The following is a 15,424-nucleotide window of genomic DNA, read 5'->3' on the forward strand; positions in this document are numbered from 1 at the left end:
AGCGTGAGCAATGAACAGGGATTGACCCCGCTTTCCGACGACGAACTCAATGCGCAGGCGGGCACTGCCCTGCCGGACAAGGAAGTAGCGTCCGTACTCGACCTTAATGCCGACCTCGACCTGGGCATCAGCGCCGCCGCGCCGATCGACCTCGCCGTGGCGGCCAACGCCAACGTCGCAGCCCCAATTGACGCGGCGGCCTCGGCCAACATCCTGTCCTTCGGGTCGGAGTCGCAGGCCCTCGCCGACCAGGGCGTCATCATCGACCAGGGCATCACGGCGGATGCCTCGGCAGACTCCGTGCAGGACAGCACCATCACCCAGGGGTCGGGTGTCGACGGCGGGAATGTCGACGGCGGGACGCTGGATGCCGCGGGCACGGGTACGGCCGCAACAGGCACGGCTGCAACAGGTATCGAGGCGGCCGGTGCAGGCGCTGGAGATGCCACTGCACTGCCGGACGGCACGCTGGCCGATGGCACTCTTCCCGACGGCGCCATTCCCGACGGCACGCTGCCGGACGGCACGCTTCCCGACGGCACAGGTGTCGGCGCCCTTCCTGCCGATCCGGCCGATGCCCTCGACGGAGACCTGCTCAATGTCAACGTGGACCTCGCGGCCGACGCCGACATCGCCGCCCCGATCAACGGCGCCGTGGCCGCGAACGCCAACGTTGCCGCGCCCATCGACGCGGCAGTTGCGGCCAACATCGGCTCGATCGACAGCGACGCCTTCGCCGTGGCCCAGCAGGACGCCATCATCACGCAGGACATCGACGGCGAGGCAACCGCATCGGCAGATCAGCAGTCCGATCTGCAGCAGTAGTTCCTGAATGAGCGCCAAACACAGCGGGCCGTCCGGCGTGGACGGCCCGCCGGTCTCCCCTACACCCTCAGCCGGCCCTGTTCCCCCCGGCCCATTTCCCTCACCAGGTCCGACGGCGGCTCCCGCCCCGGGTAGCCCGGCTGCGTCCCGCGCAACTCCGGCGGGAGTCTCGACGGCGGCAGGCGAGTTCCCGACCAGAGGCACCCGCGCCGCCGTCGTACTTAGCCCTGGCACAAATGGCGACGTGCCGGTGCGGGCGGCGGGAATCCAGCTCATCGGCGAGGCCAAGGGATCCGGCTACCGGGAGGCCCCCTCGCTGGTCCGCCGCGCCGACGGCCAGACCATCCAGCTCACCCGGCTGCTTTTTCACGTCCTCGAAGCCATCGACGGTGCCCGGGACATGGATGGGATCGCCGAGGTGGCCAGCACACGGTCCGGCCGGTTCATCACCAGAGACAACGTCAGGACGCTGATCGAGGGACAACTGCTGCCGCTCGGCCTCCTGCAGCTGGCGGACGGGTCGCAGCCGGAGGTCCGCCGATCGGATCCGCTGCTGGGCATGCGGTTCCGGTACACCGTCACGGATCCTGAGCGCACCCGGAAGCTGACGGCCCCGTTCGCTGTGCTGTTCAATCCCCTGATCGTGGCAGTTGTCGCCGCGGGATTCCTGGCATCGTGCTGGTGGGTTTTGATGGTCAAAGGCCTGGCGTCGGCCACGCACGACGCCTTCGCGAACCCGTGGCTGCTCCTGCTGATTTTCGCCGTCACGGTCCTGTCGGCCGGCTTCCACGAATTCGGCCACGCCGCTGCAGCACGCCGCGGCGGTGCTACTCCCGGCGCGATGGGTGCCGGGCTCTACCTCGTCTGGCCCGCCTTCTACACGGACGTCACCGACTCCTACCGGCTGGGGCGCGGCGGCAGGCTGCGCACGGATATGGGCGGCCTGTACTTCAACGCCATTGTTGCCGTCGCCACCATGGGCGTCTGGTGGGCCACAGGTTTCGATGCGCTGCTCCTGGTGGTGCTCACGCAGATCCTGCAGATGGTGCGCCAGCTCCTTCCCCTGGTCCGCTTCGACGGGTACCACATCCTTGCCGACGCCACCGGCGTGCCCGACCTCTTCCAGCGGATCCGCCCCACGCTGCTCGGAATCCTGCCGTGGCGCTGGGGCAAGCCTGAACCCGAGGCGCAGGCCCTCAAACCGTGGGCGCGCGCCGTCATCACGGTCTGGGTCCTGGTCACCGTCCCACTGTTGCTGCTCAGTCTGGTGTTGATGGTTGTCTCCTTCCCGCGGCTCTTGGGCACGGCGTGGGCAAGCCTGCAGCATCAGCAGGCCCTTCTGTCCGGAAGCCTTGCGAGTGGAAACTTCGCCGACGGTGCCGTGCGCGTGCTGGCGATTGCCGCCGTCGTCCTTCCGGTGGTGGGCGTGGTCTACATGCTGCTGCGGCTGGCGCGGCAACTCCTCACGGGACTTTGGACCAAAACCCGGGGCAAACCGCTGCAGCGCGCCACCGCCGTAGCGGCGGCCGGCGCCGTCGCCGCGGGGCTGGCGTGGGCGTGGTGGCCGCTGCCCGACAGCTACCGCCCGGTGCAGTCCTACGAACGCGGGACCCTCGCCGATGCCACGGCCGCCGTCTATCCCGTCTTGGCTGGTCGCGACGGCGCCCTTCACGAGGGCCGGACGGGGCAGACCGTGGCACTCTGGCCGGACGGTACGGCGCTGCCTACGCGGGAGCAGCCGCAACTCAGCCTAGTGCTGGTCCCGAGGCAAGGCGCAGCACCCGCTTCCGCGCCGGGCCAAACGGACCGCACCCAGCCGGGCCCCGAGCTGCGCCAGCCGGGCCAGCCGGGCCAGCCGGGCCCGGGTACGGCAGACGGCGACGCCGCGCCGCCGTCGTGGGTCTTCCCGTTCGACAAGCCCCCGGCCCCGGAGGAGGACGGCAACCAGGCCCTCGCCGTGAACACGACCGGCGGCTCCGTTAGTTACGACGTCGCGTTCGCGCTGGTGTGGGCCGAGGACGGGCCGGTGGACACCCGCAACGAGGCCTACGCCTTCGCCAGCTGTGCGGACTGCGCGGCGGTTGCTGTCGGGTTCCAGGTGGTGGTGATTGTGGGCCAGGCCGATGTGGTGGTGCCCGAGAACCTCTCCGCCGCCGCGAACTACAACTGCGTCCGGTGCCTGACGTACGCCCTGGCCAGCCAGCTGGTGCTCACCCTGGATGGGCCGCTCAGCACCGACGGCATGGCGAGGCTCAACGCGCTGTGGCAGGAGATCGCCGAGTTCGGACGCACGCTGCAGGGCGTTCCCCTGTCCGAGATCGAGGAACGGTTGAGCGCCTACAAGGAACAGCTCCTGGAGATCATCCGGACCGATCCCAGCGCCAAGCCCCAAACCGGCACCAGCACGACGTCGCCGGGATCATCGCCGTCGCCCGGAGCCAGTGGCGGTGCCGATGACGCGGCTGACCCGGGATCGGGATCCACGCCGGCTGCGCCGTCGCCGGGTGTTCAGTCGCCAGGTGCAGCATCGCAGGGCCTGCCGTCGCCAGGAACGACGGCGGACCCCGCGGTTCCCACACCGGGAACGGGAACGACGCCGGTCCCCGCCGTTCCCGCCCCAGCCCCCACAGGTGCGGCACCGGCCCCAACGGCTACGGCTCCTGCCAGCACGGCGCCCGCGTCACCCGCACAGGACCCGGCAGGCCCGTAGAGCCACTTGCGTCGTCGTATTACCGAAAATGGCCGCCTGCGTACTCGGTCAAGTCGTCGTATTACCGAAGTGGCCGCCTGAGACCCCGCCGGGCGGCCATTTTCGGTAACCGGTGGACCCGAAGACGCGAGACAGCAGCTTGAGCGGCGAAGCGACGATCGCAGGCCACGGGGCTCGCGCTGAACGGCGACGTGTCCCAGGCAACATATATTTGAATGATGCTCTCGGCGCTCAAGAAATACCTGCTGCTCCCGAAACTGGTGAAGCTGTCCTCCAACGCGCCAAAGGACCCCAGTGTGGCCTGGGACCAGTACTGGGGCAGAGTCGGGGCCACCGGCGCCCGCGGCGACGTACTGTGGGACTCCGGCAGTGACCACGAGCTACAGGCGTATCTGGAGCACCTGACGCGGCAGCTGGACCCCAACATTCCCATCGTCGACGTCGGGTGCGGCAACGGCGTCTTCAGCCGCGCGCTTGCCACCTACTTTCCGTATGTTCTGGGGGTGGACCTCTCAGCCAACGCCGTCGCCCGTGCGGCCGCTGAATCTGAAGGGCTGGAGCGGGTCTCTTACGTCGCGGCCGACATGACAGCTCCCGCGGGCACCCGTGCAGTGGCCGACGCCCTGGCCGCAGCCGGATTCTCCGGTGAAGCCAACATCTTCATCCGGGGCGTCCTCCACGTGCTGAAACGGCCTGCCCAGGCGGCGTTGGCAGGGCAACTGCACCCGCTCGTGGGCAAGCGCGGCCGCGTTTTCCTGGCCGAGACCGATTTCCGCGGCAATCCCATCCAGTACGTCAGCCACCTCGGAGCCACGCTGCGCTCCATCCCTGGGCCACTCGAGAAGGCCATCCGCGGGCTGCCCATGCCCGGCCACTTTGGCGCCGCCCAGCGCAGGCGGGCATTCCCCGAGGCCAGCTGGGATGTGGTGGAAGACGGCCCCGTCACCATTGAAACCCGGCCGCTAAAGTCCCTTGACCGCCCGGAACAGATCCCGGGCTACTTTGCAGTGCTCCAGGCCCGCTGAACCCGAAAGCCCCGCTGACCGGTCCGAAAGACTACTGAAGCTTCAGCCAGGAGACCGCTGCGGACTTGTCAGTGAAGAACCGCGTGGGGCATGGAAGCTTGTTGATGCCCAGGATGAAGTTGGCGAGCACCCGGTCCACCGGCGAGGAACCGAGCAGCGCGATGCGTGAAGCCTGACACGGGCGGCCGAACACGGCACGGGCTCCGCGGCTCACGTCGGCGGTGGTGGCCATGTCCACGAGCATGGGGTACCGGTTCTGGCCGCAGAGCGCGTTGACCTGCCCCATGGCCGCCTCGGCGTCCGCATCGGTGATGCTGGCGTCCCGGGCCCACGTCAGCCGCAGCAGTCCTTCGGCATCCAATTCCAGGTTGAACAGGGTATTCCGTCCGGTGCTGTTGGAATTCAATTCAAACCTCCGCGATGGCTAATGTGGACAAGTATCAAGGTACATCCCTCCAGGATGCGGCCGACGGCCCGCCTACTGATAATGTGAGTCCAAATTCACGGTAGCCTCAACAGGCACTCGCAACACAGGGGGCAAATGGTCCAGGCACCGGCGGAGTTCCCCTCCGCTCCTCGTGAGGCGGTGGTCGCGCTCGCCGATGCGGCCCGTCTGGCTTCCGTGGCGTCTGTCCTCGCCGACGCCGGTTTCACCGTCCGGAGGGCGCCCGACGCCGGATCCCTCGCCCGGGAGCTGGAAGGCGACGGGGCCGCCGTCGTACTTCTCGATGCGGGGCTGACGGACGGGTACAGGTGGGAAGGCACACCAGTGCTGCTCCTGGTGGATCTGGCCGGTGACTTCGACCTTGCCCGGATTGAGTCCTGGGGCATCGCAGATTACATCTCCAGGGACGCGACTGCCCGGGAACTCACCCGCCGGGTGGAGACCCTGATCGGCCGGGCCAGGGAACGCCGCCGCATCCGGGCCCAAGCCGAGTTTCTGCGCGAAAGCCTCCGCAACGTCTCGGCCGCCATCCGCGGTACCAACAGCCCCCAGCAGATGGCGGGGCACCTGGTCCGCGGCTTCGGGGAATCCCTTGGGGTGGACCACGTCTGGTTCACCACATTCCAGGACTCGCGCGTGCCAAGGATCAGCGCCCAGTGGCGCCTGCCCGGCCACTCCAAGTTGCCGGACACTCTCGGTTCCTTCGAGGAAGCTGCCCGGGAGCAGACGACGTCCCTGTGGTCGGCGGCCGAGGCCCTCGCGGTTCCGGACCACCAGAGGGACCAATCGGCAGCACTGGCCGAGAGTTTGCGGGAGTGGTCCGGCCTGGGCCCGGTCCGCGCGTCGGTTGCACTGCCGGTGGGAGAAGGCGAGACGGCCCTGGGCATCGTCTGGATAGCGCAGGTGGCGGGACCCCGCGACTGGACCAGGGCCGAGATCGCCCTTATCCAGCACGTCGCTGGCAACCTCGCCCACAGCCTTATCCAGGGCCACCTGATCAGCGCCCAGTTGCAGGTGCTGCAGCAGCTCCGGGAACTGGACAAGGCCAAGACAGACTTCCTTGCCACCGTCAACCACGAGCTCCGCACGCCACTCACGTCCATCACGGCCTACCTCGACATGATCCGCGACGGAGCCGGTGGCCCCGTTCCCCCCGGCATCGAATCCATGATGGACGTCATCTCGCGAAACTCCGACCGCCTCCGACGGCTAATCGAGGACATGCTCACGGTCTCCCAGCAGGACACCCCCGGCAACCTGAACCTCAAGCAGGTGGAGCTCGGCCAGGTCCTGCGGATCGTCGTGGCCGCACTGCGCCCGCTCGCCGAGTCACGGAACATCACCATCGCCGGCGCCGACTCGCACGAGGACGTCAAGGTCCAGGCCGACGAGGCGCAGCTGGAGCAGGTCTTCACCAACATCGTGGCGAACGCCATCAAGTTCACCCCCCATGGTGGCCGGATAAGCATCACCTTCATGTCCGCTGACTCCGCGGGCGGGAGCCCCTGCGCCGCCGTAAGCATAACGGACACGGGGGTAGGGATTCCCGAGCAGGAAATCGCCCAGGTGTTCACGCGTTTCTACCGGGCATCCAATGCTTCCTCTGCCGCCATCCCTGGCAGCGGCCTGGGACTCGCCATCGCACAGGACATCGTCCGGCGCCATGGCGGCTCACTGGACCTTTCGTCCGTTCTCGGCAAAGGAACCACCGTATCCGTGTCCCTTCCGGTCGACGGGCCCCAGGCCGAGGAGAACGCCGAGGACGACGGCGAGGAAGGGTCCGGCGGCCCCACTCCCGACGACGAAGCAACCGGCTGAGCCCAAATGAAAGCCGCCCCGGTCCTGAAGGTCCGGGGCGGCTTTCACAATTCCGCTTGGCCAGGGGCCAATCCTAGTGGGGCCACCAGCCAACGCTGGCGTAATTGACCTCGGAGCTCGAAGTGGAGGACGTGGAGGTGTCCTTCTCCTTCGACGCCGCATTGGCAGGAGCAGCGAAGCCTGCAACTGCAAGGATGCCGGTCATAACAAGTGTGGCGGCAAGTTTCTTCATCCGCTGTCCCTTTCGTCGTCTGTGGCTGTAATCCGAATTGCACATTACGGCCACAGTATACGGTCATCGGATCAAGGTTTGGTCAAGTCAAATCCTGTCAATTCCGCAGGATTCGCCATGTTTTTCCCGCCCGTTATTGCAATTGCCGTAACAACCGTGGTTCTGCCTCGTACCTCAGCCTCCCGTGGTCGGGATTGTGGATAATTGGGAGCATGCCTATGCAGCGTGACCTGTCCCCCTTCGTGATTGCAGAGCTGGCCGCACGCGAAAGCTGGAAGCGGCGGGACTACACCGCCGGACATGACCAGGCCGGGCACGCCGCGGAACTGGCCCGGGAGGCCGGCGACGAGCTGCGCTGGTGGAAGATGGTCCTGCTGCAGGCCGAATGCCTGCGGGACCAAGGCGCCATGCAGGAGTGCCAGAAGCTCGCCACGGAACTCGCTGCCCATCCGGTTGCGGGTTCGGCCCCCGATCTGGGTGCCCGGGCCGCCATGCTGCTGGCCCATTCGCTGCAGGGCCTTGGCCGGCTCCACGAGGCAGTGGATGCTGCTTCCACCGCGGCCGGTCTGGTGGCCGGCGACTTCGAGAACGTTTACCTGCACATCCACGCCCAGCAGGCCCTGATCGCCGCCCTCGCGGAGAGTGGCCGGCTCGAGGACGCCTGGCAGGAGTGCATGGACCTGGAGCCGCTGCTCACCGACCACGTGGACGAAGATACGGCCGGCAAGGCCTACTGGGTAATTGGCAACGTCGCGTTCCTCAGCAACCGGGTCAGTGAAGGCGGCCACTACCACGATTTGGCCGCGGGCAAACTCTCCCCCTCGCAGGACGTCGACCTGTGGGCCCGCTTCCACCGCGCATCCGCGGAAATGCGCCTGCAGGCCAAGCTGGCTGACGCCGCGACGCTGCGCTGCATCGAACGCGCGGAACTTGCCACCGAAGTGGTGGGCGGCAGCGAACGGGACATCCTTGAGATGTCCCTGGTCCGCGCCCACTGGTGCTACCTCACGGGGGACATGGAGACGGCTATCAGCCTCCTGACTCCGCTTCGCAGCAAGTTCCACATCCTTGCCACCCAGACCTCGGCGGAGGCCACCCTCATCCTGGGAAAGGCACTGATGGCGCAGGGACACGAACCGGAATCGCTGCAAATGCTTGACGAGGCCGCTACGCTGTTCGATACAGCTGCTGCACCGGAGCGTAGCGCCACCGTGCGTGGTTTCATCGCCTCCGCGGAGCCTTCGGACCGGCGCCAACAGCAATTTCTCCAGGGGGGGTAAATGCCAGAAGCGACAGTGTTTCCCGGTGCCGCAGCGCTGCAGCCGGAGTCCCCGGCGCGCCCGGCTCCCGGGCCCGTCGTTACCTTCACCGTGCTGCCTGGCCTCGCCGTCAAAGCGGTACTGCCCCGCGGCGCCGATCTGAACGAGACCGCGGCCAGCCAACTGTACAGCCGCCTTGGTGAGCTGGCCGGAGACCGGAGGGTCGCCGTCGTACTTGACGTGACCGGAGTGAAATCCATCAACCGCGCCGTGCGGGCCGCCTACGCAGCGATCCCGTCGGTGTCCGCCTGGGCGATCCTCGGCGAATCCCCAGTGGACAGGCTGCTTGGACACTTTCTGCTGGGCGGCGAATTCAGCTCGGTGCCGGCCCGGTACTTCAGCGCCGAAACCGACGCCCTCGACTGGTTGAGCCGCCTCGACGATGTTCTCTAACGACGATCCCCGGCTCGGGAAGCTGCTCGACGGAATCGTCCGCCTGGCAGCCGGGGAACTCCACACGCGCATTGAAATTTCCGAGGCCAGGGACGAACTGGACGCGGTGATCATGGGCACCAACCTGCTCGCCGAGGACCTGCAGATCATCTACCAGGAGCTCGAGGAGCGGGTGGAATCGCGCACGCGGATGCTCAACGCGGCGCACAAAGAGCTGCAGAAGATGGCGCTCACCGATTCCCTGACCGGGCTCTACAACCGGTCGGCGCTGGTCAGGGCCGTCAATGAGGCCCAGGCGGAGGCCGCCGGCGGCGGGCTGCCGCCGGCGCTGCTGCTGCTGGACCTGGACGCCTTCAAGAGCATCAACGATTCGTATGGCCACTCCATGGGCGATCAGGTGCTGGCCGAGGTGGGCGCACGGATCCGTTCGTGTGTGCGCGACGGCGACATGGTGGCCCGGCTGGGCGGCGACGAGTTCGCCGTCCTGCTCCCTGCCACCACGCCGGCCAAGGCGGCCGCGGTCGGAAACCGGATACTGGATTCGCTTAACGGAGCCCTGAAGGTGGACGGCAAGACCATCCGCTGCGGTGCGAGCCTGGGGCTGAGGATCGCCGAACCTGGCGAGACGTCCGAGGAGCTGCTCATGGAGGCGGACATCGCGATGTATGCCTCCAAGGCGGACGCCCGCAACAAGCTGCGGGTGTTCGAACCGGCCATGCTGCATGCCCGGCAGCTCCGCAACCAGCTCGTGGGGGAACTGCGCGAGGCCATCGCCACCGACCAGCTGGTGCTGCACTACCAGCCGGTCATTGAGCTTGCATCAGGAAAAATGGAGGGAGTTGAGGCCCTGGTCCGCTGGAAACATCCCAAGCGCGGCCTGATCATGCCGGACGAATTCATCCCCATTGCCGAGGAGACGGGCCTCATCTCAGAGCTCGGCAACTGGGTGCTCAAGAACTCTGTGGAACAGCTCCGGCTGTGGCGGAGTTCCCCAGAAACGAGCCGCCACAACTTCGACATGCGCATCAACGTCTCGGCCGCGGACCTGCAGCGGCTCGAGTTCATCGAGGACGTCCGGGATTCGCTCACCGCCGCAAACCTCGAACCTGCGCTCCTGGTTCTGGAGCTCACGGAGAGCGACATCATCAAGGGCAACGAGCTCGACCGGTACACGCTCGCCAGCCTGCGGAAGCTCGGCGTTGGCCTGGAGATCGACGACTTCGGCACCGGGTATTCGTCCATCAGCTACCTGCGGCGCCTGCCCGTGGACCGGGTCAAGGTGGACCGGACACTGCTCACGGCCCTCGGCAGCGACCCCGCGCAGCCGGCCCTGATCGCGGCCATCCTCCAGCTCATCCGGGCCTGCGGGCTGGAGGCCGTGTGGGAGGGCGTCGAGAACGCGGAGCAGGCCGAGCACCTCCGCAACACCGGCTGCATCAGCGGGCAGGGCTACTACTTCAGCCGCCCCCTCCCCGCTGCCGAGTTCACGGAACGCCTGGCCAGGCAGGACGTCTGGCCCGGCTGAGGACCGCTGATCGAGCTTGTCACCGCTGATCGAGCTTGTCACCGCTGATCGAGCTTGTCACCGCTGATCGAGCTTGTCACCGCTGATCGAGCTTGTCGAGATCCATGAGCCCGCCCCGCTACGCCACCGATTTACCAAAAATGGCCGCTTGAACCCGCCACCATGCGGCCACCTTTGGCGAAACGCGTTGGCGGCCAGGGCTCGCGGGCTTCGGCAAGCTCAACCAGCGGCCACGAGCCCAGCGCCTAGCGCCCGACGACGACGGCGGCTGTTGCCTCGGCGATGGCGCGCTCTTCGTCCGTTGGCACCACCAGCACGGGGATGGCTGAGGCTGCAGTGGAAATCACCCGGGGTTCCCTGGACCGTTCACTGTTCAGGCCGCCGTCGAGCTCGATGCCAAGCGCCCCCAGCTTCTCCCCCACCAAGGCACGGAACTGGTGCGAGTTCTCGCCGATCCCGGCCGTGAACACCAGCGTCTTCGCCCCGCCAACCGCCACGTGGTAGCCGCCGATGTACTTGGCCAGCCGGTAGGACGCGACGGCGAGCGCGGTGGCCGCCCGGGTGTCGCCGGAGTCGGCCGCCTCCACCACCGAGCGCATGTCGTTGTTGCCCGCCAGCCCCTTGAGCCCGGACTCGCGGTTGAGCATCGAGTCGAGGTCCTCCGCGTTCCAGCCGGTCCGGGCCAGGAACACCAGGATGGACGGGTCCAGGTCGCCGGAGCGGGTGCCCATGACCAGGCCCTCCAGCGGCGTGAAGCCCATCGACGTGTCCACGGACTTGCCGCCACGGATCGCCGTGACGGAGGCGCCGTTGCCCAGGTGGGCGATGACGCCGTCGAACTCCTCCACCGGGATATCCAGCAGCGCGGCGGCACGGTTCGTGACGTATTCGTGCGAAGTGCCGTGGAAGCCGTACCGGCGGATCCCGTGGTTGGTGTAGAGCTCGTCGGGAACGGCGTAGCGCCAGGCGTGCTCGGGCAGGCTGCGGTGGAAGGCGGTGTCGAACACGGCCACCTGCGGCATGTCCGGCCACTTCTTGGTGATGGCGCGGATGCCCAGCACGTTGGCGGGGTTGTGCAGCGGTGCCAGCGGGTTGAGCCGTTCGATGGCCCGGGTGATCTCGTTGTCGATGAGCACTGGCTCGCCGAACCGCTCGCCGCCGTGCACCACCCGGTGCCCCACCGCGTCCAGCTGCCTCTCGCCCAGCACCTCATGGATGGCCGCGTCCACCTGTTCGAGGGCTTCGGCATGGTCGGCCGGGCCCACCACCTCGCCGTCGCCCTGGCCGCCATTGGACACCCCGATCCGCTCGATCAGGCCTTCGGTGAGGACGCTGCCCTCGGCGACGTCGCGCACCTGGTACTTGAGCGAGGACGAGCCGGAGTTGATGACGAGCACGAGCATGGGGCCTCCTAAGCCTGAGCTACTGAAACGGCGGACGGTTCTGTGGTGCTGGGGACGGCCAGGCTCTGGGCCTGGATGGCGGTGATAGCCACCGTGTTCACGATGTCCTCCACGGTGCAGCCGCGGGAGAGGTCGTTGACGGGCTTGCGCAGCCCCTGCAGGACGGGCCCGACGGCGACCGCTCCGGAGCTTTGCTGCACCGCCTTGTACGTGTTGTTGCCGGTGTTCAGGTCCGGGAAGATGAACACCGTCGCCTGCCCGGCGACGGACGAGCCCGGCATCTTGGACTCCGCGATCGAGGCGTCCACGGCGGCGTCGTACTGGATGGGGCCCTCGACGGCGAGATCCGGGCGGCGCTCCCGGACCAGGTCAGTGGCCTGCCGGACTTCCTCCACGGCCTCGCCCGAGCCGGAGCCGCCGGTGGAGTAGGACAGCATGGCAACCCTCGGCTCCACGCCGAACTGGCCCGCGGTCTCCGCCGAAGCCAGGGCGATGTCGGCAAGCTGCTCCACGTTCGGGTCCGGGTTCACCGCGCAGTCGCCGTAGACCAGCACACGGTCCGGCATGAGCATGAGGAACACCGAGGAGACGATCTTCACGCCCTCCCGGGTCTTCACGAACTCCAGGGCAGGGCGGATGGTGTGGGCCGTGGTGTGCGCGGCGCCGGACACCATGCCGTCCACCACGCCCAGCTGGACCATCATGGTGCCGAAGTAGCTTTCGTCCTGCATGACCTCCAGCGCCCGGGCGAGGTCCACGCCCTTGTGCGCCCGCAGCTCGGCGTACCTGGCAGCGAAGTCCTGGCGCAGCTCGGAGGTTGCGGGGTCCACGATATTGATGCCGGCGAGGTCGATGCCCCGGCTGGCGGCAAGCTCCCGGACGTCAGCTTCCCGGCCCAGCAGCGTCAGGTCGCAGACGTCCCGGCGGTGCAGGATCTCGGCGGCCTTCAGGATCCGTATGTCCTTGCCCTCCGGCAGCACGATGTGGCGGCGCTGCGAGCGGGCGCGTTCGATGAGGTCGTGCAGGAACCGCAGCGGGGTCATCCGCTCGGCGCGGGGCAGGTGCAGGCGTTCAAGCATCTCGGCCTCGTCCACCTGCCGGGACCACAGGCCCAGCGCGGACGCCACCTTGCGCCGGTGGCCGCTCCAGATTTCGCTGCGGACCTCGGAGACGCGCCGGGCTGTGGTGTAGGTGTCATCCTCCGTGGCGAACACCGGGAACGGGGCGGAGGCCAGCAGCGGATAGATGTTGGCGTCCGGGGCCAGGCCGCCGGTGAGGATCAGCCCCGACGGCACCGGGAACTCGGGCGAGAACGACGACGCCAGGCAGGCCACCATTACGTCCGCCCTGTCACCGGGCACGATCACCAGCGCGCCGTCGTCGAGCACGTTCAAAAAGTTGCCCACATTCATGGCGGCGACCTTAACGTCACGGACGTCCCGCTCCATGTCCGCGCGGCCGGCGATCTGCCGCAGCGCCAGGGCCGCACCCACCTCGCCCGTAGTGGGCCGGGCGATGTCCTCCAGCTCCGGGAACACGTACACCGGCCGGCCGGACGCACCGGGCTTCACGGCAGCGATGATCGCGTCCACGTCCTCCGGGTCTGCGCGGTTCACCATCATGGCCAGCAGCGAGCATTTCTCGGCGGCGAGTTCCTTGCGGGCGACATCAACGGCGGCTGCGGCCTCCGCCACGCTGCGCCCCTTGGCGCCCACCACCGCCACAACGGGCGCGGCCAGGTTGTTGGCGAGGCGCGCATTGAGGTCGAATTCGACGGCGGCGTCGTGGCCGGTGAGTTCCGTGCCCTCCACGATGATCACGTCGCAGTGGCGGCCCATCTCGGCGAAGATCTCCACGCAGCGGGAGTCGATGTCCTCGCGCCTGCCCTCGGCGAGCAGGCCACGGACCTCGGTGAACGTCAGGCCGCCACGGCAGCGCTGGTCGTCCAGGTCAAAGCGGGATTTCATGAGCGCCACCATCGGATCCGCGCCGGCATCGTCGCCATGGACCACCGGTTTGAAGAATCCGATCCGGTCTGCGTGCCGGTGGAGCGTGTCCGCCAGGCCCAGCGCTATGAGCGACTTTCCCGATCCGGGAGTGGTCGCGCTGACGTATATCCCTTTGGCCATGATCTGTCCTCTGGTTGGAAGCTCCTGCGCGGAACGTGCTGCATTGGACGTGCCGGTTTGCTGACTGGACGCGCCGAGCCGCGCCCTCCCCCCATACTTTCACTTGTTGCCGCGCTTCCGGGAGCACACAATGGTGTTGATTGCCACGTCGGCGCACAATCGCCGTCCCGGATCCGGAGTGGGCCAGCGCCCCGGGACCGGCCCATCTGCAGCAGCCTCCTGAGCTGCAACGTCCTGAACGATGGTGGTCCTGATGAACCCCGCTGGCCGCGCTTCCGATCCATCCGCCCCTCCGCTGTGCCGACTCATCGCTGCCCGCCCGGTGGCAGCGTTCCTGGTCGTTGCAATCGCGCTGACGTGGCTGGTCCTCATCCTGTCCATTGCCGCCGTTCCCTTCGCCCTCCTCCATCTCCCGCTGGCCTTTGCGGACAAGGGCTCCGGCGCCACCGCGTGGCCCGACGTGATCGTGGCCCTCCTCCACGCCTCGTTCAACGCCTCGGATCAGACGAAACTAGCAGCAGTGTTCGACGGCGCATGGCAGCAGATTGCCGCGGCCACCCTTTTGCTGGTGGTCCTGGCGCTGCTCCGGAAATTCCGCACACTGAAGGCGGAGGCGGGCCATGGCGCAGCCGTCGCCGGCTGAGCAGCCCATGCCCGCCAGGCGGGCATTGCCCGTTGGCGGCGGCCGCCGTCGGGCCCGGAAGGAGGCGGCACGGCACCGGACCTTATCGCGGCGCGGAGCTAAACCACGGCGCCGGACCATAGGGCCGGGCGGGGCCCTGGCCTGGCCGACGGGCCACCGGCTCCCACTGTTCTTCGCCTTGGCCTTCGCCATTTCATGGCTGGCGTGGCCGCTGACCCTCCTCAACCCGAACAGCTCGCCCCTGGTCCCGTTCGGCCCGGCCCTGGCTGCAGGCATCACTGCATTCCTCGCGGGCGGCAAGGCCGAGCTGCTGCGGCTGCTCCGGCAGCTGGCCCGCTGGCGCGTAGCCGGCCGCTGGTACGCCGCCGCCGCTGGCCTGCCATGCCTGCTGGTGGCGGTCTCTGCCGGACTCACGGTCTCCGGCGGCGCGCCCGCCCCGGAGCTCGGCCCGAACCCGGGCTGGTTCATGCTGCTGGGCACGTTCGCGTTCACCCTGGTGGCGGTGGGCCTCTTCGAGGAGCTGGGCTGGCGCGGCTACGCCTTGCCGCTCCTGCAGCAGAACCGCCCGTCCCTTTCTGCGGCGATGCTCCTCGGGCTGGTGTGGTCGGCATGGCACCTGCCGGAGCTGCTGTCGGATCCCACCGGGCAGCGGCCGCCGCTTCCGTTCCTGCTGATGGTCCTGGCTCAGTCCGTGCTGCTGGCCTGGCTCTACAACAGCAGCGGCAGCGTTCCCATCTGCATGGTTTTCCACGCGGCATTCAACACTTCCGGGGCCTTGGTGTTTCCGGCCATGCTGGGGCCCGACTACCTCACGCTCTGGTGGACCGTGGCGCTCCTTCATGTCCTGGCAGCGCTAGTGGTCATTGCCGTCGCCGGACCCCTCCGGCTGGCCCGCACCCTTGACACGAACCCCTCCCATGGGATTACCTAATGAACATTCGGTAAATAAAGCTGGAG

The 15,424-nt window shown here is 67.9% G+C and carries 13 protein-coding genes; 9 read left to right on the top strand and 4 right to left on the bottom strand.

The genetic code is table 11. The features are described 5' to 3' along the window. Positions 1 to 3: 3 nt before the first annotated feature. The 3 genes from QFZ33_RS21015 to QFZ33_RS21025 all read left to right on the top strand — a co-directional run bounded on the left by QFZ33_RS21015 (position 4) and on the right by QFZ33_RS21025 (position 4,560). On the top strand, positions 4 to 825 hold the full coding sequence (locus QFZ33_RS21015; protein ID WP_307030644.1) for a peptidoglycan-binding protein: 822 nt from the start codon (positions 4 to 6) through the stop codon (positions 823 to 825). A gap of 7 nt (positions 826 to 832) precedes the next feature. Next, the gene (locus QFZ33_RS21020) at positions 833 to 3,535 is read left to right on the top strand and encodes a hypothetical protein (RefSeq protein ID WP_307030646.1); all 2,703 of its coding nucleotides are present in this window, start codon (positions 833 to 835) and stop codon (positions 3,533 to 3,535) included. Positions 3,536 to 3,753: 218 nt separating this feature from the next. Next, complete coding sequence (locus QFZ33_RS21025) at positions 3,754 to 4,560, top strand: class I SAM-dependent methyltransferase (RefSeq protein ID WP_307031932.1); 807 nt, start codon at positions 3,754 to 3,756, stop codon at positions 4,558 to 4,560. 31 nt (positions 4,561 to 4,591) lie between these two features. Here the strand turns inward: QFZ33_RS21025 and QFZ33_RS21030 are convergent, their stop codons facing one another. After that, positions 4,592 to 4,966 (bottom strand): DUF7793 family protein, encoded by a 375-nt coding sequence (locus QFZ33_RS21030; RefSeq protein WP_307030648.1) that lies wholly within the window; start codon positions 4,964 to 4,966, stop codon positions 4,592 to 4,594. Between the two features lie 135 nt (positions 4,967 to 5,101). Here QFZ33_RS21030 and QFZ33_RS21035 point away from each other — a divergent pair, with 135 nt between their 5' ends. Further along, a complete protein-coding gene (locus tag QFZ33_RS21035) occupies positions 5,102 to 6,823 on the top strand; it encodes an ATP-binding response regulator (protein ID WP_307030649.1) in 1,722 nt (573 codons plus the stop codon). 73 nt (positions 6,824 to 6,896) lie between these two features. Here QFZ33_RS21035 and QFZ33_RS21040 read toward each other — a convergent pair whose 3' ends face one another. Further along, entirely contained in the window at positions 6,897 to 7,055 is a 159-nt protein-coding gene (locus QFZ33_RS21040; protein WP_307030651.1) for a hypothetical protein, read from the bottom strand. A gap of 212 nt (positions 7,056 to 7,267) precedes the next feature. On the opposite strand from QFZ33_RS21040, the gene QFZ33_RS21045 reads away from it, so the two are divergent. From QFZ33_RS21045 to QFZ33_RS21055, 3 genes are read left to right on the top strand one after another with little or no spacing between them, the layout of a single operon-like run. After that, positions 7,268 to 8,335: a hypothetical protein gene (locus QFZ33_RS21045; protein ID WP_307030654.1), complete on the top strand. Its 1,068-nt coding sequence runs from the start codon at positions 7,268 to 7,270 to the stop codon at positions 8,333 to 8,335. Next, positions 8,336 to 8,767 (top strand): DUF7793 family protein, encoded by a 432-nt coding sequence (locus QFZ33_RS21050; protein WP_307030656.1) that lies wholly within the window; start codon positions 8,336 to 8,338, stop codon positions 8,765 to 8,767. Further along, positions 8,757 to 10,292: a putative bifunctional diguanylate cyclase/phosphodiesterase gene (locus QFZ33_RS21055; protein WP_307030657.1), complete on the top strand. Its 1,536-nt coding sequence runs from the start codon at positions 8,757 to 8,759 to the stop codon at positions 10,290 to 10,292. Before QFZ33_RS21050 ends, QFZ33_RS21055 begins: the two co-directional genes overlap by 11 nt. Positions 10,293 to 10,537: 245 nt before the next feature. Here QFZ33_RS21055 and QFZ33_RS21060 read toward each other — a convergent pair whose 3' ends face one another. Then, positions 10,538 to 11,695, bottom strand: coding sequence for an acetate kinase (locus tag QFZ33_RS21060; protein ID WP_307030659.1), 1,158 nt, complete (start codon positions 11,693 to 11,695; stop codon positions 10,538 to 10,540). A gap of 8 nt (positions 11,696 to 11,703) precedes the next feature. Beyond that, positions 11,704 to 13,824 (bottom strand): phosphate acetyltransferase, encoded by a 2,121-nt coding sequence (gene pta / locus QFZ33_RS21065; RefSeq protein ID WP_307030661.1) that lies wholly within the window; start codon positions 13,822 to 13,824, stop codon positions 11,704 to 11,706. Positions 13,825 to 14,077: 253 nt separating this feature from the next. Here pta and QFZ33_RS21070 point away from each other — a divergent pair, with 253 nt between their 5' ends. Continuing rightward, a complete protein-coding gene (locus QFZ33_RS21070) occupies positions 14,078 to 14,467 on the top strand; it encodes a hypothetical protein (protein ID WP_307030663.1) in 390 nt (129 codons plus the stop codon). Positions 14,468 to 14,645: 178 nt separating this feature from the next. Then, a complete protein-coding gene (locus tag QFZ33_RS21075; RefSeq protein ID WP_307030665.1) occupies positions 14,646 to 15,398 on the top strand; it encodes a CPBP family intramembrane glutamic endopeptidase in 753 nt (250 codons plus the stop codon). Positions 15,399 to 15,424: the final 26 nt, after the last annotated feature.

This window comes from Arthrobacter globiformis, assembly GCF_030815865.1.
GTDB lineage: Bacteria > Actinomycetota > Actinomycetes > Actinomycetales > Micrococcaceae > Arthrobacter > Arthrobacter globiformis_B.